Raw genomic sequence first — 18,870 nt, 5'->3', positions numbered from 1 at the left:
GTCTTCGGAACGTGCCCGACTTCCCAGCGCCGTCTCAGCCTCCGGAGGAGTTCCGGGCCGCGACGGAGGCGATCCGCGCGGTCTCGACCCGTTCCGAGCTCACCGTGTCCGAGATCCCGTCCCCCACCGGGCTCGCGCCGTACGCACTGGCGCTCTCGGGCGACGTGTCGCCGCACGCGCACGGACGCGACTCCGAGCTGGGAACGGGCCGCTTCATCCTGCTGCACGACCCCGAGGAGCCCGAGCAGTGGGGCGGCGCCTTCCGCGTCGTCTGCTTCGCCCAGGCGCCGCTCGAGGTCGAGATCGGCACCGACCCCTTCCTGGCCGAGGTCGCGTGGTCGTGGCTCATCGACGCCCTCGACGCCCGCGGAGCCGCCTACCACGCCGCCTCGGGCACGGCGACGAAGGTCCTCTCCACCGGATTCGGCGAGCTCGCCGCCCAGGGAGACGGAGCGCAGATCGAGATCCGCGCCTCCTGGAGCCCCGATGATGCGCAGCTCGCCGCACACGTGGAAGGCTGGGGGGAGCTGTTGTGCATGCTCGCGGGTCTCCCGCCCGTATCGAGCGACGGTGTGACCTCACTCGCCTTCCGACGGAACAACCGTGACTGATTACCGTGTCCTCTCCACTCCCGACGAGTTCCTCACCGCCGTCGACGCCCTCGCCGCGGGCGAGGGGCCGGTCGCGGTCGACGCGGAGCGCGCGTCCGGCTTCACCTACTCCCAGCGCGCGTACCTGATCCAGGTCTACCGACGCGGTGCGGGAGCGTTCCTCTTCGATCCTCCGGCGATCGGGCGGATGGACGCCCTGCAGGACGTCATCGGCGACGAGGAGTGGGTGCTGCACGCGGCCAGCCAGGATCTCGCCTGCCTGCGCGAGGTCGGACTCGACCCGACGCGCATCTTCGACACCGAGCTCGCCGCGCGCCTGCTCGGGCTCCCGAAGGTGGGCCTCGGCGCGGTGGTGGAGGATCTCCTCGGCATCCACCTGGCCAAGGAGCACTCCGCGGCCGACTGGTCGACCCGCCCCCTTCCCCAGAGCTGGCTCGTCTACGCCGCGAAGGACGTCGAGCTCCTCGTCGACCTTCGCGACCGGATGGAGGAGATGCTCATCGAGGCGCGGAAGACCAGGATCGCGCGCGAGGAGTTCGAGGCGACACTCGCTCGGCAGCCCAAGGCGGCGCTCCCGGATCCGTGGCGCAGGCTCTCGGGCATGCACTCCCTCCGCGGCCTGCGCGCCCTCGCCGTCGCGCGCGAGCTCTGGCTGGCCCGCGACGCGTTCGCGCGCGAGCGCGACATCGCCCCGGGCCGACTCATCCCCGACTCCTCGATCGTCGCCGTGTCCCGCAACATCCCCACCAGCCTCGGCCAGCTCTCGGGCCGCCGCGACTTCACCGGGCGCGCGAGCCGCGGCGAGGTCGAGCGCTGGTGGGCGGCCATCCAGCGCGGCATGACGACCGAGGACCTCCCCTCGGCGACGCGGCCCGCCGTCGAGACGCTCCCTCCGCCGCGGGCCTGGGGCGACCGCAATCCGCCCGCGGATCTGCGGCTCAAGTCGGCGCGCGCGGTGGTCATCGAGATCGCGGAGCTGCTCTCGCTCCCCGTCGAGAACCTGCTCACCCCGGAGCTGCTGCGCCGCCTCGCCTGGAACCCGCCGGAGCCGCTCACTCCCGAGACCGTCGCCGCCGAGCTCCGCCGCGGTGGAGCGCGCGCCTGGCAGGTCGACGCGACTTCCGGTCCGCTGGTGACCGCGTTTGTGGAAGCCGCCCAAGCGGCCGAGGACAGCACGGAAAACGCTTCGTAGGAAGCGGCAAAGGATTCCGGCGGCGACCGTGCTCTTCCTACGATCGGGGCGACCGTGAGTTCCAGGGAGGCATTGTGGCCGAGAGATCCGAAGTCGTGTTCGTCGATGGAGTGCGTACTCCGTTCGGACGTGCGGGCGAGAAGGGCGTGTACTGGCAGACGCGGGCAGACGACCTGGTCGTGAAGGCCATGATCGGCCTGCTGGAGCGGAACCCGTCGCTGCCGAAGGACCGCGTCGACGAGGTCGCGATCGCGGCGACGACGCAGCAGGGCGATCAGGGCCTCACCCTGGGGCGAACCACTGCCCTCCTCGCGGGGCTCCCCCGCACCGTCCCCGGCTTCGCGATCGACCGGATGTGCGCAGGTGCGATGACCTCCGTGACGACGACGGCCGGGGGCATCGCCTTCGGTGCCTACGACGTCGTGCTCGCCGGAGGCGTCGAGCACATGGGGCGCCACCCCATGGGCTTCAACGCCGATCCGAACCCGCGCTTCCTCTCGGAGCGGCTCGTGGGCGACGAGGCGCTGAACATGGGCAAGACGGCCGAGCGGATCCACGACCGCTTCCCCCAGCTCACCAAGGAGCGCTCCGACCGCTACGCGCTGCGCAGTCAGCAGAAGCTCGCCGCGGCCTACGCCGCCGGTGACATCCAGCCCGACCTGATCCCCGTCGCGACCCGCAGCGCCGCGGGATGGGGACTCGCCACCGCCGACGAGGCTCCGCGCCCCGAGACCACGCTCGAGGGGCTCGCCGGACTGCGGACGCCGTTCCGCCCGCACGGGCGGGTGACCGCCGGCAACTCCTCCGGGCTCAACGACGGCGCGACCGTCTCCCTCCTCGCGAGCGCCGACGCCGCGAAGGAGCTCGGCCTGTCGACGAAGATGCGTCTCGTCAGCTTCGCCTTCGCCGGAGTCGAGCCCGAGATCATGGGGATCGGACCGGTCCCGAGCACCGAGAAGGCGCTGCGCAAGGCGGGCCTGACCATCGAGGACATCGGCCTCTTCGAGCTGAACGAGGCCTTCGCCGTGCAGGTGCTGTCCTTCCTCGACCACTTCGGCATCGACGACGACGATCCGCGCGTGAACGAGTACGGCGGAGCCATCGCCGTCGGTCATCCGCTGGCCTCCTCGGGGGTGCGGCTGATGATCCAGCTCGCCCGGCAGTTCGAGGCGCACCCGGAGGTGCGCTACGGCCTCACCGCCATGTGCGTGGGCCTGGGGCAGGGCGGGAGCGTCGTGTGGGAGAACCCGCACTTCGACGGCAAGCGCGCACGACGGAAGGGACGCTGATCATGCTCGACGGTTTCGAGGACCTCGCCGAACTCTCCGACGGAGAGGTCGTCACCCACTCCTACGTCCGCGACGTGACGCTGGCAGGCGGCCGCGTGCTCGCGCTCATCACCCTCGACAACGACCGCGATCACACGCGGCCGAACACGTTCGGTCCGGCATCGCTCTTCGAGCTCGCCGACGTGCTGATCGCGCAGAAGGAGCGGGCGGCCGCCGGCGCGATCCAGGGCGTCGCGGTGACGGGCAAGCCGTTCATCCTCGCCGCGGGCGCCGACCTGAGCAAGGTCGGGAGCATCCCGAGCCGCGAGATCGGCCGCCAGCTGGCGCGGCTCGGCCATCGCACGCTCGGAATGCTCTCGGAGCTCGGCGTCCCGTCCTTCGTGTTCATCAACGGACTGGCGCTCGGCGGCGGCACCGAGATCGCGCTCAACGCCGACTACCGCACCGTCGACGCCTCCATCCCGGCTCTCGGGCTGCCCGAGGTGTTCCTCGGCATCATCCCGGGCTGGGGCGGCAGCTGGCTGCTGCCGAACCTGATCGGCATCGAGAACGCGCTCAAGGTCGTGGTCGAGAACCCGCTCAAGAACAACCGGACCCTCAAGGCCCGCGAGGTCCTCGACCTGGGCATCGCGGATGCGCTCTTCCCCTCCGCCTCGTTCCTCGAGGACTCGCTGCGCTGGGCCGACGGCGTGCTCGGCGGCACGGTCGTCGTCTCGCGCCCGAACGCTCCCGGGCGTCTCGAGCGGATGGTGAAGTGGGACGTCGCCGTCGGCATCGCCCGGAAGCAGCTCGAGTCGCGCATCGGGACCGTCGCGGCCTCGCCGTACCGAGCCCTCGACCTCCTCAAGGGCGCGAAGAGCGCGACGCGCGAGGAGGGGTTCGCCGCCGAGGACGAGGCCCTCGCCGATCTGATCTCGGGAGACCAGTTCCGCGCGAGCATCTACGCCTTCGACCTCGTGCAGAAGCGCGCCAAGCGTCCTGCCGGTGCTCCCGACAAGGCGCTCGCGAAGCCGGTCACGAAGGTCGGCGTCGTCGGCGCGGGGCTGATGGCCACGCAGTTCGCCCTCCTCTTCGTCCGACGGCTGCAGGTGCCCGTCGTCATCACCGACCTCGACCAGGAGCGGGTCGACCGCGGAGTGGCGGGCATCGTCGGCGAGATCGACGCTCTGCTCGCGAAGGGCCGGGTCTCCCCCGACGAGGCGAACCGGCTCCGGAGTCTCATCACCGGCACGACCGATCGCGCCGATTTCGCCGACGCCGACTGGGTGATCGAGGCCGTCTTCGAGGAGCTGTCGGTGAAGCAGGACGTCTTCGCCGACATCGAGCGGTACGTCTCCCCCACCGCCGTCCTGGCGACCAACACCTCGTCGTTGTCGGTCGAGCGGATCGGCGAGCGTCTCGAGCACCCCGAGCGGCTCGTCGGCTTCCACTTCTTCAACCCGGTCGCGGTCATGCCGCTCGTCGAGGTCGTCCGGACTCCTCTCACCGACGAGGAGACGCTGTCGACCGCGATGGTGACGGCGGCGAAGCTCAAGAAGAACGCCGTCATCACGCGCGACACCCCGGGCTTCGTCGTGAACCGCGTCCTCGCGAAGGTCCTCGGAGAGGCGATGCACGCCGTCGACACCGGCACGCCGTTCGAGGTGGTCGAGCAGTCGCTCGCTCCGTTCGGGCTGCCGATGACTCCGTTCGAGCTGCTCGAGCTCGTCGGGCTGAAGGTCGGGGCGCACGTGCTCGACACGCACCACGCCGCGTTCCCCGACCGCTTCTTCGACAGCGAGAACCTGCACCGCCTGGCCGAGCTCGGCCACGTCTTCGAGCGCGACTCGAAGGGCCGCGTGAAGGGCGTCGACAAGCGCGCGGTGGCGATCGTCGCGGGGGGAACGGATCCGATGACCGCCGAGGAGCTGCGTCTGCGCGTCGAGACGGGCCTCGCCGACGAGGTGAAGCGGATGCTCAACGACGACGTCGTCCACGCCGCCGAGGACATCGACCTGTGCCTGATCCTGGGCGCCGGCTACCCGTTCCAGATGGGCGGACTGACGCCCTACCTCGATCGGGTGGGCGCGAGCGAGCGGGCCTTCGGCGACACCTTCCACCACCCGGTGATCCGCGGAGTCGACTGACGGTCGCGTCCGCGGTCGGCAGGACGACCTCCGGTTCGCGGGAACCGGTCCGGCTCACCGGAGCCGCCGGTTCCCGTGTGCCGGCGTCGTCCCCGGTCGCCGGCGATCCTGCCGCGAACGACGGAGTCGGATCTTCGGCCCGTGTCGGACGTCCGGTCTAGCCTCCCCGCATGACCCGCATCGTCTACTCCGTCGCCTCCTCCCTCGACGGCTTCATCGCCGACTCCGACGACGGCCTCGAGTGGCTCCTCCAGTTCGGCTTCGAGGCCTTCCAGGAGCACTACGACCGGTTCCTCGAGACGGTCGGCGCGGTGGTGATGGGCTCCACGACCTACGAGTTCGTCCGTCGCGAGGGCGCCTGGCCGTACGAGCTCCCCGCCTGGGTGCTGACCTCCGCCGACCGACCGCAGCCCGAGGGCGGCGAGGTGCGCTTCGCCTCCGGCGGCCTCGCCGAGCTGCTCCCCGCGATCCGCGGATCCGCCGGCGGTCGCGACGTCTGGGTCGTCGGCGGAGGCGGCGTCGCAGCCGGCCTCGCCGAGATCGGAGCGCTGGACGAGATGCGGGTCACGATCATGCCCGTCGTGCTCGGGAGCGGTCGGCCGCTGCTGCCGATGCGCCGCACCGAGCCGTTCGAGCTCGTCGGCACGACACCGTTCTCGGGCGGAGCGATCGAGCTCGTCTACCGGCTCTGATCGGTCCTGCGACAGGCCTCGTCAGTCGGTGCGGGCCTCGTCGTGCGCCTCGGCCTCTTCGGGCAGCGGGCGCGCCACGGGGATCTTGCTGCCGAGGACCTGGGCCACGACGTCGCGCGCGATGTGTTGCGGGGTGAGCCCCACGTCCTCCAGGATCTCTTCGCGCTTCGCATGGTCGAGGAACTGATCCGGCAGGCCGAGCTCGGTCACCGCGGTGTCGACACCGGCCTCCCGCAGGTCCTGGCGGATGCGGGTGCCGATGCCGCCCACGCGGACGCCGTCCTCGATCGAGATGACGAGTCGGTGGTCGCGGGCGAGCTCGATGATGCTGGCGGGCACGGGGACGACCCAGCGCGGGTCGACGACCGTGGCGCCGATGCCCTGCGCCGCGAGGCGGCGCGCGACGTCCAGACCCATCGTCGCCATGGGGCCGACGGTGACGATCAGCACGTCCTGACGCTCGGCGCGCGAGAGCACGTCGACGCCGTCGGACAGCCGCTCGAGGGCCTCGATCTCCTCGCCGACGTTGCCCTTCGAGAAGCGCACGACGGTCGGGGCATCGGTGACGCCGACGGCCTCGCGCAGCTCCTCGCAGAGGCGGACGGAATCGCGCGGCGCCGACAGCCGGATGTTCGGCACGACCTGCAGGATCGCGAGATCCCACATGCCGTGATGGCTCGGACCGTCCGGCCCCGTCACCCCGGCACGGTCGAGCACGAATGTCACTCCGGCGCGGTGCAGCGCCACATCCATCAGCACCTGGTCGAAGGCGCGGTTGACGAAGGTCGCGTAGAGGGCGACGACGGGGTGGAGACCGCCGAAGGCGAGCCCCGCCGCGGAGGTGACCGCGTGCTGCTCCGCGATGCCGACGTCGAAGACGCGGTCCGGGTGCTTCTCGGCCATCTTGTGCAGCCCGACGGGTCGGAGCATCGCGGCGGTGATGCCGACGATCGTCGCGTCCTCGTCGGCGAGGGCGACGATCTCGTCGGCGAACACCGAGGTCCACGACTGGGCTCCCGGAGCCGCGAGAGGCTCGCCGGTCTCGGGGTCGATCTGGCCGACCGCGTGGAACTGGTCGGCGAGGTCCTTGACCGCCGGGCCGAACCCCTTGCCCTTCTGGGTGATCGCGTGGACGATGACGGGCTGGCCGTAGTCCTTGGCCTGCTGCAGCGCCTCCTCCATCGCGGTCACGTCGTGCCCGTCGATCGGGCCGAGGTACTTGATGTCGAGGTTGGAGTACAGCGCCTCGTTGTTGATGAAGCGGCTGAGGAAGCCGTGGAGGCCCCCGCGCACGCCGCGGTACACGGCGGCGGCCGGGCTGCCCAGGCGCTCCGACACGGCACGCGAGCCCCGGTGCAGGGTGCGGTAGCTGCGCTTCGTGCGCACGCCGTTGAGGAACCGCGCCATGCCGCCGATCGTGGGCGCGTAGGAGCGGCCGTTGTCGTTGACGACGATGACGAGACCGCGCGCGTTGTCGTCGCTGATGTTGTTCAGCGCCTCCCAGGTCATGCCGCCCGTGAGGGCGCCGTCGCCGACGACCGCGACGACGTGGCGATCGGTCTGACCGGTCATGGTGAAGGCGCGCGAGATGCCGTCGGCCCACGAGAGCGAGCTCGAGGCGTGCGAGCTCTCGACGATGTCGTGCGGCGACTCCGAGCGCTGCGGGTAGCCGGCGAGGCCGCCGCGCTGGCGCAGGCCCGAGAAGTCCTGCCGTCCGGTCAGCAGCTTGTGGACGTACGACTGGTGCCCCGTGTCGAAGATGATCGCGTCGCGCGGCGAATCGAAGACCCGGTGGATCGCGATCGTGGTCTCGACGACCCCGAGGTTCGGACCGAGGTGCCCGCCGGTCTTCGAGACCTCGCGCACCAGGAAGTCCCGGATCTCCTGCGCCAGGGCCTCGAGCTCGGTGCGGGTCAGGCGATCGAGGTCGCGCGGTCCGCCGATGGTCTCGAGAACAGCCATTCGCGCCGCCTTCCGGGGTCGATGAGAGGGAGTGGACGTCTCCCGAGTCTACGCACGCGGCCCCCGGGAACGGCTGTGCGCCTCCCCCTTGCGGGGAGGCGCACAACCGTGTCGGCGCTAGACGAGCGAGCGGAGGACGTACTGCAGGATCCCGCCGTTGCGGTAGTAGTCGGCCTCGCCGGGGGTGTCGATGCGGACGACCGCGTCGAACTCGATCGTCTGCTTGCCCTCGGACGAGTGGGCGGTCGGCTCGGCGACGACGTGCACCGTCTTGGGCGTGACGCCCTCGTTCAGCGCCTCGATGCCCGAGATGCTGATCGACTCGGTGCCGTCCAGCCCGAGCGAGGCCCAGGTCTCGCCGGCCGGGAACTGCAGCGGGATGACGCCCATGCCGATGAGATTCGAGCGGTGGATCCGCTCGAAGCTCTCGACGATGACCGCCTTGACGCCCAGGAGGCTCGTGCCCTTCGCCGCCCAGTCGCGCGAGGATCCGGAGCCGTACTCCTTGCCGCCCAGGATGACGAGCGGCGTGCCCTCGGCCTGGTAGTTCTGCGACGCGTCGTAGATGAACGACTGCGGAGCGTCGGCCTGGGTGAAGTCGCGGGTGTAGCCGCCCTCCACGCCGTCCAGCAGCTGGTTCTTCAGGCGGATGTTCGCGAACGTGCCGCGGATCATGACCTCGTGGTTGCCGCGACGCGATCCGTAGGAGTTGTAGTCCTTCCGGTCGACGTTGTGCTCGGCCAGGTACTGGCCGGCGGGGCTGTCGGCCTTGATCGAGCCCGCGGGGCTGATGTGGTCCGTCGTGACGGAGTCGCCGAGCTTCGCGAGCACGCGGGCCGAGGCGATGTCGGTGACAGGAGTCGTCTCCATCGTCATGCCGTCGAAGTACGGGGGCTTCCGCACGTAGGTCGACTCCTGGTCCCACTCGAAGGTCGCGCCCTCGGGGGTCTGGAGCGAGCGCCAGCGCTCGTCGCCGTCGAACACGCCGCTGTACTGCGTGTCGAACATCGACTTGTCGATCGACGAGTCGATCGTCGCCTGCACCTCGGCGGCGTCGGGCCAGATGTCCTTGAGGAACACGTCGTTGCCGTCGGCGTCGGTGCCCAGCGCGTCGACCTCGAAGTCGAAGTTCATCGACCCGGCGAGGGCGTACGCGATGACCAGCGGCGGGCTCGCCAGGTAGTTCATCTTGACGTCGGGGTTGATGCGGCCCTCGAAGTTGCGGTTGCCCGAGAGCACCGCGGTCACGGCGAGGTCGTTGTCCTGGACCGCGGCCGAGATCTCCTCGAGCAGCGGACCGGAGTTGCCGATGCAGGTCGTGCAGCCGTAGCCGACGGTGTAGAAGCCGAGCGCCTCGAGCGACTCGGTCAGGCCGGCCTTCTCGTAGTAGTCGGTGACGACCTTCGAGCCGGGCGCGAGGGTCGTCTTGACCCACGGCTTGGCCTTGAGGCCCTTCTGCGCGGCGTTCCGGGCGAGCAGGCCCGCGGCCAGCATCACGGAGGGGTTCGACGTGTTGGTGCACGACGTGATCGCGGCGATCGCGACGGCACCGTGGTCGATCGTGAAGGTCTCTCCGCGGTCGCCGAGCTCAACCGTGGTGGGCTTGGACGCCGTGCTCGGAGCGTGCGAGCGGTGCACGTGCTCGTGCGTGCTGTGCGCGTCCTGCGGCTGGAGCTCGCCCGGATCCGAGGCGGGGAACGACTCCGCGATCGTCAGGTCGACGATGTCGTGCGAGACGTCGGCGTAGTTGTTGAGGTCCGACTCGAACTGCGTCTTGGCCGAGGTCAGCTCGATGCGGTCCTGCGGGCGCTTCGGGCCGGCGATCGACGGGACGACGGTGCTGAGGTCGAGCTCGAGGTACTCGCTGAAGACGGGCTCCACGTCGGCGTCGTGCCAGAGCTTCTGCAGCTTCGAGTACTGCTCCACGAGGGCGATCTGCTCGTCGCTGCGGCCGGTGAGACGCAGGTAGTCGAGGGTCACGTCGTCGATCGGGAACATGGCGGCGGTCGAGCCGAACTCGGGGCTCATGTTGCCGATGGTCGCGCGGTTCGCGAGGGGGACCTCGGCGACGCCGGCTCCGTAGAACTCGACGAACTTGCCGACGACGCCGTGCTTGCGCAGCATCTCGGTGATCGTGAGCACGACGTCGGTCGCGGTGACGCCCGTGGGGATCGCGCCCGACAGCTTGAAGCCGACGACCTTCGGGATGAGCATCGAGACGGGCTGGCCGAGCATGGCCGCCTCGGCCTCGATGCCGCCGACGCCCCAGCCCAGCACGCCGAGGCCGTTGACCATGGTGGTGTGCGAGTCGGTGCCGACGCAGGTGTCGGGGTAGGCGCGCAGGATTCCGCCGATCTCACGGGTCATGGTGACCCGGGCGAGGTACTCGATGTTGACCTGGTGGACGATGCCCGTTCCGGGCGGGACGACCTTGAAGTCGTCGAAGGCGGTCTGGCCCCAGCGGAGGAACTGGTACCGCTCGCCGTTGCGCTCGTACTCGAGCTCGACGTTGCGCTCGAGGGCGTCCTCGGTGCCGAACAGGTCGGCGATGACGGAGTGGTCGATGACCATCTCGGCCGGAGCGAGCGGGTTGATCTTGTCCGGGTCGCCGCCGAGGGCCGCGACGGCCTCGCGCATGGTGGCGAGGTCGACGATGCAGGGCACGCCGGTGAAGTCCTGCATGACCACCCGCGCCGGCGTGAACTGGATCTCGGTGTCGGGCTCCGACTCCGGGACCCACTCGCCGAGGGCTCGGATGTGGTCGGCGGTGATGTTCGCGCCGTCCTCCGTGCGGAGGAGGTTCTCGAGCAGCACCTTGAGGCTGAACGGGAGCTTCTCGTGACCGGGGACCCGGTCGATGCGGAACACCTCGTAGTCGGTCTGACCGACCTTCAGGGTGTCTTTCGATGCAAAGCTGTCTACCGCGGACACGTCGCCCTCTCCTTCGCTGACGTGGATCCCGCCGACGGGCGGACCCACATATCCGAGTCCATCTTGGCGACCGCGCAGAGCGGCCTCCACCAAGGAGGACCTAACACCGGTGCGTCGTCGCACCCGCTGCACGGCGCATCGGAGCGCGCGGCGAACGGGAGCTATTTATCTCGACGTCGAGACAATTCTACGTGTACGGAGCAGCCGTCACGCACGCGGCGCGGCGGTTCCCTCGTCCGCGCGCTCCCGAGCGCCGCGGTACTCGGCGCGCACGGCGAGCACGGTGAGCACCAGCAGCGGCGCGTAGAGCGGAAGGCCGAGCACGAGCTTCCACGTGCCGAGCGCAGTCGTGTCCTCGGCGAGGAACAGCGGGTACTGCACCGCGAGGCGGAGCAGGAACAGTCCGGCCCAGGCGAGCGTCAGCGCGGCGAAGAGGCGGCGCTTGCGCTTGTCGTCCCGCCACGCGGTGCCCTCGCCCATCAGGTAGCCGGCGGCCACTCCGATCAGCGGCCACCGCACGAGCACGGACACCAGGAAGACCGCGCCGTAGACCAGGTTGGTGATCAGCCCCGGCACGAAGTTGTCGACCGCGCGTCCGGTGACCAGCGCGAGCACCGCCGACACGACGACGCCGAGCAGTCCGCCCACGGCCTGGATCACGGGTGTCCGACCGAGGATCCTGGCGACGGTGAAGGCGACCGCCAGGCCGACCGACGCGACGAGCGAGAGCACGAGCTCGCCGGTGATCGTGAAGAGGAGGACGAAGGCGACTCCGGGCACGACGGCCTCGAGGATCCCGCGCACCCCGCCCATCGAGCGCAGCAGCGCGCGGCCGTCGAACGGCTCGCCGTCGGCGACGGCTCCGAGGGCCGAGCGCCGCGCGGCCTGCGCGATCGCCTCGCCCACCTCGGGTCGGGGAGCCTCGGGCTCCCCCGGCCGCTCCTCGGACGGGCTCTGCTCCATGCGGGTCAGCTCGCGCTCTGCTGGGTCTGCCCGCCGGTGGGGACCTTGAGCGGGATCAGGTCGCGGGGAGGCATGGGGCCGGAGCCGCGGACGACGACGATGCTGCGGAACAGGTCCTCCACCGCGGCGGCCGCCTCTTGGTTCACCGCACCCGCGCCGGCGATCACTCCGCGCAGGAACCAGCGGGGACCGTCGACGCCGACGAAGCGGGCGACGCGCGACTCCCCTCCCGCGATCGGGAGCTGCGCGACGAGCTCGGGTCCGAAGACGCCCTCCCGCTCGGCGGTGCGACCGCCCTGCTTGGCGACCTGGTCGGCGATCTGACCGCGGATCTCGTGCCACAGTCCGGACGAGCGCGGTGCGGCGAACGGCTGCACCTGCAGGGTCGAGCCGGCGTAGTCGAGGCCGACGGCGATGACCCGCTTCGTCCCCTCCTCGACTTCGAGGCGGATGTGCATGCCCTCGCGCGGGAGCACCTTCACTCCGCCGAGGTCGATGTAGGGACGGACCGGGTTGGCCTCGCGCTCGTCGAGGGGCCCCGCCTCCGCGCGATCCTCGGGAGCGGACTTCTCGAAGTCCTGCTCGACGGTCTCGGCGGGCGCGTCCGAGCCGGTCGCTGCCTGGATGTCGCTCATGCGTTCTCCTTCGGAGTGCTGGTCGTGGAGGCGTCGTAGCCGGTCGATCCGAAGCCGCCGAGTCCGCGGACGGAGTCGGGCAGCTCGTCGACCGGGGTGAAGCGCGCGCGGACGACGGGGACGATCACGAGCTGCGCGATCCGGTCGCCCGCCGAGACGCGGTAGGCCTGCTCCGCATCGGTGTTGAGGAGCGCGACGCGGATCTCGCCCCGGTAGCCGGCGTCGATGGTGCCGGGGGCGTTGACGATGGTGATGCCGTGCTTGAAGGCCAGCCCGCTGCGCGGGACGACGAAGCCGACGTGGCCGTCCGGGAGGGCGATGGACACTCCGGTGCCGACGCTGGCTCGCCGACCGGGGGCGACGACCACGTCCTCGCTCGCTCGCAGATCTGCTCCGGCGTCTCCGGGGTGCGCGTAGCCGGGGATGCTGTCCGCGCGGATCGGGACGTCGACGGATTCGTTCACGTGACGAGGGTAGACCAGTTGTCTGGTGCAATAGGGACATGCAGTCCTACCGGGAGAGGCTCTGGCCCGCGCCGTGGCTCTTCGTCTCCACAGCCCTCGTGATCCCCGCCAGCATCCTGGTCTTCGCGCCGATCGATCCGGTCGTCGGCGTCGTCGTCGCACTCGTGCTGTACGGAGGGACGATCGGCGCCCTGCTCGCGCTCTCGCCCGTGATCGAGGTCGTCGACGGGGAGCTCCGGGCCGGGCGGGCGCACATCCCGCTGGAGCTCGTGGGCGAGCCGACGACCCACACGGGGCAGCAGGCGTTCGCGGAGCGGGGGCCGCGGCTGGACGCGCGGGCGTACCTCGTGATCCGCGGGTGGGTGCGGGACGTGGTGCGGGTGCCGATCGAGGACCCTGAGGACCCGACGCCGTACTGGCTGCTGTCGAGTCGCCGCCCGAACGACATCGTCGCCGCGATCCGGGGATCACGGCGACGGAGAGGTCGTCCTTCGGAGCGTGGAGAGGCCTAAGCGGCGCACTCCAGGCAGATCGGTCCCAGCTTCTCCTCGTGGTCGATCTGAGAGCGGTGCTTCACGAGGAAGCAGCTCACGCACGTGAATTCGTCCGCCTGGGGCGGAAGGACCACGACGTCCAGATCGAGGTCGGAGAGATCGGCTCCGGGCAGTTCGAATCCGCCCGGGTTGTCGGCGTCATCGACGTCGACGACTCCGGACATCTTGTCGGGGACTCGCTCCTTCAGGGCCTCGATCGACTCGGAGTCGTCATCGGTCTTGCGGGGGGCGTCGTAGTCCGTAGCCATTCCCATCCACTTCTTATATTCAGCTGTTCAACAAATCGGCGGGGACAGTGTGCATCAAGACGTATCGATTCGCAAACCAAATGGATCCGTGGTTGACACCGCCTGTCAGCGCCCTCGTCCGGCCCAACTTTCGACCCGCCCGCGGTATTCCCGGGCATCGGGCGCAACCCGTGTCATCCTTGCCCCGTTCGCGTCCAGAAGGAGGTCCCGCACGATGATGGAACTGAAGGTGATCGGCGTCGAGAGCGGATCGCTCGTCCTCGTCTCCGACGGAGGCGAACGGTTCTCGGTGCGGATCGACGAGACGCTGCAGAGCCAGCTCCGCCCGCGCGTGCACTCCCTGCCGCCGCGCGAGACGCGCGTCTCGCCCCGCGAGATCCAGGCCCACATCCGCTCGGGGCTCTCCCCCGAAGAGGTCGCCGAGCTCACCGGCGCCTCGCTCGAGCACGTGCAGCGCTTCGAGGGCCCCGTGACCGCCGAGCGCGAGCACGTCGTCGCCTCCGCACTCTCCGTGCGCGTCTACACGAGCGCCGACCCGGATCCCCTCGAGGAGGGCACGCCGTTCGGCGACGTCATCCGGGAGCGCCTCGCCTCCCTGGGCGCCGAGGGCGAGCAGTGGTCGAGCTGGAAGGAGGAGGACGGCTGGGTCGTCAAGCTCCTGTTCCGCTCGGACGAGATCGACCACGACGCGCGCTGGCGCTTCGACCCGCGGAAGGCGCTGCTCTCTCCGCTGACGCCCGAGGCCACGACCCTCTCCCAGCAGGGCGAGATCCGGCCGACCCTCATCCCCCGCCTGCGCGCCGTCATCCCTGCCGCCGTGGACGAGCTCGCGACGCGCTTCGACACCGACGCCTTCTCCCGATCGGGCGACTCCTCGAGGAGCTCCCGCGGCGAGCACCCCGCGACCGGACGCCCGTCGGCCCTGCCGCATGCGCGGCCGACCGCTGTCCGCCCCTCCGACACGGAGCCGCAGCCGGCCCTCGCCGAGACGCCCCGCGTGGTGTCGACCCTCCCCCGCGTCTCGACCACGACCGAGCAGCGGGAGCGGAACCTCAACGACACCGCCGATCTGCTCGATGCGCTGCGGCGTCGTCGGGGCGAGCGCGATCACGCATCGTCGCTGCGCGTGCGCGAGGAGCCCGTGCAGGAGGCGCCGGTCGTCGAGAAGGCCCCCGAGCCCGAGCGCCCGGCACCGCCCGCCGCCGCCGCTCCCGCTCCGGCCAAGGAGCAGGCCCCGTCGAGCGCCCGCGGCGGCTTCCGCCGGGGTCGGGCGTCGATGCCGAGCTGGGACGAGATCGTCTTCGGAGCCCGCAGCGAGGACTGAGGCGCGGCTCGCCGGATCCCGTCAGACGCCCGCGAAGGCTCCGAAGCCGATCAGCGGCACCTGGGTCTCCTCGGGGGTGAGCGAGCCGTGCTGGCCGACCATGGAGCGGCCGGAGGCGTCCTCGGCGTCGTAGTAGGCGATCGCCTTCCGGGCTGCGACGAACACGTCGCCCATCCGGTCGGCGGCGGCGGGGCCGACCTCGCCGAACCAGCCGCTGGCGGCGACCTCGTCGCGCGAGGCGATCCACGCTCTGTCGCCCTCGGCAGCCCGCCAGCGCTCGAGCACGGCTCCGAGATCGGCGTCGGCCTCCAGGTGCAGCTGGAGGCAGCGGGGCTCGCCGGCGAGGTGGCGCACCCCCTCCAGAAGCGGTCCTCCGACGAGCACGTGGGAGGAGGCAGGGACGTCGAGGACGCCGTGATCGGCCGTGACCAGCGCGGCCTCGCGCGGCCCCAGGCCGCGGACGAACGACGAGACCTCGCCGTCGAGGAGCTCGAGGGCGGCGGTCCACTCCGGCGACTCCCAGCCGCGGGCGTGCGAAGTCATGTCGAGCTCGGGCACGTACAGGTAGACGAGGCGGCGCCCACCGCCGTCGAGCAGATCGCGCGCGGCCGCGAAGCGCTCGGCGATGCTGCCGGCCGACCGGTACTCGGCCCCGCGGAGGATCGCGCGGGTCAGGCCCGACCTGGCGTACCGCGACGGGCCGATGACGCTCGCGGCGACGTGCTCCGCGGTCGCCCGCTCGAAGACCGTCGGACGCGGCTGCCACAGCTCCGGGACCATGCCCGCGTCCCACCCCGAGAGCTGGTTGACGAGGCGGTCGGCCGAGCGGTCGAGCACCCGGTACCCCACCATGCCGTGCTCTCCGGGCCGCGTCCCCGTCGTGAGACTGGCGAGTGCTGCGGCGGTGGTCGTCGGGAACCCGGAGGGGATGGTCGTCGCGCGCGTCAGCGCGGGCGCGAGGGTGCGGGCGTGGCCGGCACGCTGCTTCAGGCTCGACGCCCCCAGCCCGTCCACCAGGACGACGACGACGCGGTCGACCCTCGGGGCGCCGAACACGCCCGGCACGCCGAGCACCGCGTCGAGGGCACCGGGGAGGACGTCGGCGAGGCTCCGCCGCCCGAGGGGGGCGGCGGGTAGCATGTGGGTCATCGCGCTCAGTTTCGCACAGTGCTCCTCGCGCGCGGCGAGCCCCGCGGGGCCGAGGCCCGTGCGGGTCGGCGTCACCGGGGTCCGCCCGACACCCCCGTGATTCCGGTCGTCGCCCCGTCCGCTCGTCCGCGGAGGTGGGCGCACCGCCCTCGGAGCGCGAGAGGTGCCGCTCCGGTGCCGCGCCCGCGTCCGCCGTCGAAGTGAGTCATGAACGCTGCAACCCCCTCCCAGCCCGCGCACTCCTCGCTGGTCGAGCGCATCGAGGACGTCGACGTCTCCACCGAGATGGAGGGCTCGTTCCTCGAGTACGCCTACTCGGTCATCTATTCGCGCGCCCTTCCCGATGCTCGCGACGGTCTGAAGCCCGTGCAGCGCCGGATCCTCTACATGATGAGCGAGATGGGTCTGCGTCCCGATCACGGCCACGTGAAGTCGGCCCGCGTGACCGGCGAAGTGATGGGCAAGCTGCACCCGCACGGCGACGCCTCGATCTACGACTCCCTCGTGCGCCTCGCGCAGCCGTTCACCCTCCGGGTCCCGCTGGTCGACGGGCACGGCAACTTCGGCTCCCTCGACGACGGTCCTGCGGCCGCCCGCTACACCGAGGCGCGTCTCGCCCCCGCCGCCCTGGCGATGACGGAGCACCTCGGCGAGGACGTCGTCGACTTCGTCCCCAACTACGACAACTCGCACCAGCAGCCGGAGGTGCTGCCGGCCGCGTTCCCGAACCTCCTGGTCAACGGCGCGAGCGGCATCGCGGTCGGCATGGCCACGAACATGGCCCCGCACAACCTCATCGAGGTCATCGGCGCGGCGCGGCACCTCATCGCGCACCCCGACGCCTCGCTCGAGGATCTGATGTCCTTCGTGCCCGGTCCCGACTTCCCGAGCGGGGGGACCATCGTCGGTCTCGCGGGTGTGCGGGACGCCTACGCCACCGGGCGGGGCAGCTTCAAGACCCGCGCCCGCGTCTCGGTCGAGAGCATCACCGCCCGCAAGTCCGGGCTCGTGGTGACGGAGCTCCCGTACCTCGTCGGCGCCGAGAAGGTCATCGACAAGATCAAGGACGGCGTCCAGAACAAGAAGCTGAGCGGCATCGCCGACGTCACCGACCTCACCGACCGCGACAACGGACTCCGACTCGTCATCGGGATCAAGACCGGCTTCAGCCCGGAGGCGGTGCTCGAGCAGCTCTACCGCTACACCCCGCTGGAGGACGCGTTCGCGATCAACAACGTCGCGCTCGTCGACGGCCAGCCCCGCACCCTCGGGCTCAAGGAGCTCCTGCAGGTCTACGTCGGCCACCGCGTGACGGTCGTGACGCGACGCTCGCGGTACCGCCTCCGCAAGCGTCAGGAGCGACTGCACCTCGTGGAGGGACTCCTCGTCGCGATCCTCGACATCGACGAGGTCATCCAGCTCATCCGCGGCAGCGACGACACCGCGGCCGCGCGCGCCCGCCTCATCGAGGTCTTCGACCTCAGCACGATCCAGGCCGACTACATCCTCGAGCTCCAGTTGCGCCGCCTGACGAAGTTCTCGCGCATCGAGCTCGAGACCGAGCGCGACACCCTTCTCGCCGAGATCGCCGAGCTCGAAGAGCTCCTGGGCAGTCGCGCCCGGATCGAGGCGCTCGTCTCGGACGAGCTCGACGACGTCGCCCAGCGCCTCGGCACCCCCCGCCGCACCCTGCTGACCGAGGCGCGGCCGTCCGTCGCGACGACCGGTCGCAAGACCGCGGCCGTGCTCGAGATCGCCGACGTCCCGTGCCGCATCCACCTCAGCACCACGGGCCGCATGGTCCGCGTCGACCGCGATCCGGAGGCGGCCGCGCAGCCCGTCCGCGCGACGCGCCGCAGCAAGCACGACGCCGTGCTGAGCACCCTCGACACGACCAGCCGGAGCGAGATCGGCGCCGTCACGTCCGCCGGACGCCTCCTGCGCTTCTCCCCCGTCGACGTCCCGTCCGTCCCGTCGTCGTCCGTGCAGCTCGGAGCGGGCGTCCGGATGGCCGACTACCTGACCGGCCTGGCCAAGAACGAGCGCGTCCTCGCCCTCGTCGCGCTCGACGACACCCGGCCGATCGCCCTCGGCACCCTCCAGGGAGTCGTCAAGCGCGTCTCGGTCTCCGAGCTGCAGAGCCGGCCCGACATCGAGCTCATCGCACTCCGTCCGAAGGACGCGGTGGTCGGAGCGGCACCCGCCGCCGACGACGACGAGCTCGTCTTCGTCACCGGCGAGGCCCAGCTGCTGCGCTTCTCCGCCTCCGCTGTGCGCCCCCAGGGCCGGACCGCGGCGGGCATGGCGGGCGTGAAGCTCGGCGAGACGGACGAGGTGGTGCACTTCTCGGTCGTCTCGGCGGACGATCGCGAGGACGCCGTCGTCGCGACCGTCGCCGTCGACAGCTGGGCGCTGACCGGCACCGACGCCGGCAGCGCGAAGGTCTCGCCGTTCTCGGAGTTCCCATCGAAGGGCCGCGCGACGGGCGGTGTCCGCGCGCAGCGCTTCCTCAAGGGCGAGACGGCGCTCGGAGTCGCCTGGGTCGGCCCGGGTCCCGCCCACGCCCTCGAGGCCGACGGCTCGGTCGCCGCGCTGCCCGAGTCCGGGATGAAGCGCGACGGTTCGGGTGTGCCCGTCGCGGCCCCGATCGCGACGATCGGCGCGGCACCCGAGCTGCTCTGACGCGCGAGCGCGCCGGAACCTGGGCGCTGCCCTCTCGAAGGGGGCCCC

The 18,870-nt window shown here is 71.1% G+C and carries 15 protein-coding genes; 8 read left to right on the top strand and 7 right to left on the bottom strand.

Features of this window, described 5'->3' with window-relative positions:
- Positions 1-11: 11 nt before the first annotated feature.
- The 5 genes from C1I63_RS14035 to C1I63_RS14015 all read left to right on the top strand — a co-directional run bounded on the left by C1I63_RS14035 (position 12) and on the right by C1I63_RS14015 (position 5,910).
- Entirely contained in the window at positions 12-611 is a 600-nt protein-coding gene (locus C1I63_RS14035) for a DUF3000 domain-containing protein (RefSeq protein WP_055792238.1), read from the top strand.
- The gene (locus C1I63_RS14030) at positions 604-1,803 is read left to right on the top strand and encodes a ribonuclease D (RefSeq protein ID WP_107575177.1); all 1,200 of its coding nucleotides are present in this window, start codon (positions 604-606) and stop codon (positions 1,801-1,803) included. The genes C1I63_RS14035 and C1I63_RS14030 overlap by 8 nt, the downstream gene beginning before the upstream one ends.
- A 74-nt stretch (positions 1,804-1,877) precedes the next feature.
- Positions 1,878-3,092, top strand: coding sequence for a thiolase family protein (locus tag C1I63_RS14025; RefSeq protein WP_055792244.1), 1,215 nt, complete (start codon positions 1,878-1,880; stop codon positions 3,090-3,092).
- A gap of 2 nt (positions 3,093-3,094) precedes the next feature.
- Positions 3,095-5,218: a 3-hydroxyacyl-CoA dehydrogenase NAD-binding domain-containing protein gene (locus C1I63_RS14020; protein ID WP_107575176.1), complete on the top strand. Its 2,124-nt coding sequence runs from the start codon at positions 3,095-3,097 to the stop codon at positions 5,216-5,218.
- A gap of 170 nt (positions 5,219-5,388) precedes the next feature.
- Positions 5,389-5,910 carry a dihydrofolate reductase family protein gene (locus C1I63_RS14015; protein ID WP_107575175.1) on the top strand — a complete coding sequence of 174 codons (522 nt, stop codon included), beginning with the start codon at positions 5,389-5,391 and terminating at the stop codon, positions 5,908-5,910.
- 21 nt (positions 5,911-5,931) lie between these two features.
- Here the strand turns inward: C1I63_RS14015 and dxs are convergent, their stop codons facing one another.
- The 5 genes from dxs to dut all read right to left on the bottom strand — a co-directional run bounded on the left by dxs (position 5,932) and on the right by dut (position 12,865).
- Positions 5,932-7,872, bottom strand: a complete 1,941-nt coding sequence (gene dxs, locus C1I63_RS14010) for a 1-deoxy-D-xylulose-5-phosphate synthase (RefSeq protein WP_107575174.1) — start codon at positions 7,870-7,872, stop codon at positions 5,932-5,934.
- Positions 7,873-7,989: 117 nt separating this feature from the next.
- Positions 7,990-10,803 carry an aconitate hydratase AcnA gene (gene acnA / locus C1I63_RS14005; protein ID WP_107575881.1) on the bottom strand — a complete coding sequence of 938 codons (2,814 nt, stop codon included), beginning with the start codon at positions 10,801-10,803 and terminating at the stop codon, positions 7,990-7,992.
- A 207-nt stretch (positions 10,804-11,010) separates the two neighbouring features.
- Complete coding sequence (locus C1I63_RS14000; protein ID WP_107575173.1) at positions 11,011-11,766, bottom strand: DUF3159 domain-containing protein; 756 nt, start codon at positions 11,764-11,766, stop codon at positions 11,011-11,013.
- Between the two features lie 5 nt (positions 11,767-11,771).
- Positions 11,772-12,401: a DUF3710 domain-containing protein gene (locus tag C1I63_RS13995; protein WP_055792260.1), complete on the bottom strand. Its 630-nt coding sequence runs from the start codon at positions 12,399-12,401 to the stop codon at positions 11,772-11,774.
- Positions 12,398-12,865 carry a dUTP diphosphatase gene (gene dut / locus C1I63_RS13990; RefSeq protein WP_107575172.1) on the bottom strand — a complete coding sequence of 156 codons (468 nt, stop codon included), beginning with the start codon at positions 12,863-12,865 and terminating at the stop codon, positions 12,398-12,400. Before dut ends, C1I63_RS13995 begins: the two co-directional genes overlap by 4 nt.
- A gap of 38 nt (positions 12,866-12,903) precedes the next feature.
- Between dut and C1I63_RS13985 the strand changes: the two genes are divergently transcribed.
- On the top strand, positions 12,904-13,377 hold the full coding sequence (locus C1I63_RS13985) for a DUF3093 domain-containing protein (protein ID WP_107575171.1): 474 nt from the start codon (positions 12,904-12,906) through the stop codon (positions 13,375-13,377).
- Here C1I63_RS13985 and C1I63_RS13980 read toward each other — a convergent pair.
- Positions 13,374-13,667, bottom strand: coding sequence for a DUF4193 domain-containing protein (locus C1I63_RS13980; RefSeq protein ID WP_055792269.1), 294 nt, complete (start codon positions 13,665-13,667; stop codon positions 13,374-13,376). The two genes, C1I63_RS13985 and C1I63_RS13980, sit on opposite strands and share 4 nt — an antisense overlap.
- Before the next feature lie 214 nt (positions 13,668-13,881).
- Between C1I63_RS13980 and sepH the strand changes: the two genes are divergently transcribed.
- On the top strand, positions 13,882-14,991 hold the full coding sequence (gene sepH / locus C1I63_RS13975) for a septation protein SepH (protein ID WP_107575170.1): 1,110 nt from the start codon (positions 13,882-13,884) through the stop codon (positions 14,989-14,991).
- Positions 14,992-15,012: 21 nt separating this feature from the next.
- Here the strand turns inward: sepH and C1I63_RS13970 are convergent, their stop codons facing one another.
- A complete protein-coding gene (locus tag C1I63_RS13970) occupies positions 15,013-16,140 on the bottom strand; it encodes an alkaline phosphatase family protein (RefSeq protein WP_211315626.1) in 1,128 nt (375 codons plus the stop codon).
- Positions 16,141-16,347: 207 nt separating this feature from the next.
- Between C1I63_RS13970 and C1I63_RS13965 the strand changes: the two genes are divergently transcribed.
- The gene (locus C1I63_RS13965; RefSeq protein ID WP_107575169.1) at positions 16,348-18,822 is read left to right on the top strand and encodes a DNA gyrase/topoisomerase IV subunit A; all 2,475 of its coding nucleotides are present in this window, start codon (positions 16,348-16,350) and stop codon (positions 18,820-18,822) included.
- Positions 18,823-18,870 lie beyond the last annotated feature (48 nt).

This window comes from Rathayibacter caricis DSM 15933, assembly GCF_003044275.1.
Lineage (GTDB): Bacteria > Actinomycetota > Actinomycetes > Actinomycetales > Microbacteriaceae > Rathayibacter > Rathayibacter caricis.
This window is presented reverse-complemented; position numbering and strand designations above follow the sequence as displayed.

Excerpts from the sequence above, each read along its gene's own strand:
- C1I63_RS14020 (WP_107575176.1), top strand. The coding sequence starts at position 3,095 with ATGCTCGACGGTTTCGAGGACCTCGCCGAACTCTCCGACGGAGAGGTC.
- C1I63_RS14015 (WP_107575175.1), top strand. The coding sequence starts at position 5,389 with ATGACCCGCATCGTCTACTCCGTCGCCTCCTCCCTCGACGGCTTCATC.
- dxs (WP_107575174.1), bottom strand. The coding sequence starts at position 7,872 with ATGGCTGTTCTCGAGACCATCGGCGGACCGCGCGACCTCGATCGCCTG.
- C1I63_RS14000 (WP_107575173.1), bottom strand. The coding sequence starts at position 11,766 with ATGGAGCAGAGCCCGTCCGAGGAGCGGCCGGGGGAGCCCGAGGCTCCC.
- C1I63_RS13995 (WP_055792260.1), bottom strand. The coding sequence starts at position 12,401 with ATGAGCGACATCCAGGCAGCGACCGGCTCGGACGCGCCCGCCGAGACC.
- C1I63_RS13985 (WP_107575171.1), top strand. The coding sequence starts at position 12,904 with ATGCAGTCCTACCGGGAGAGGCTCTGGCCCGCGCCGTGGCTCTTCGTC.
- C1I63_RS13980 (WP_055792269.1), bottom strand. The coding sequence starts at position 13,667 with ATGGCTACGGACTACGACGCCCCCCGCAAGACCGATGACGACTCCGAG.
- sepH (WP_107575170.1), top strand. The coding sequence starts at position 13,882 with ATGATGGAACTGAAGGTGATCGGCGTCGAGAGCGGATCGCTCGTCCTC.
- C1I63_RS13970 (WP_211315626.1), bottom strand. The coding sequence starts at position 16,140 with ATGACCCACATGCTACCCGCCGCCCCCCTCGGGCGGCGGAGCCTCGCC.
- C1I63_RS13965 (WP_107575169.1), top strand. The coding sequence starts at position 16,348 with ATGAACGCTGCAACCCCCTCCCAGCCCGCGCACTCCTCGCTGGTCGAG.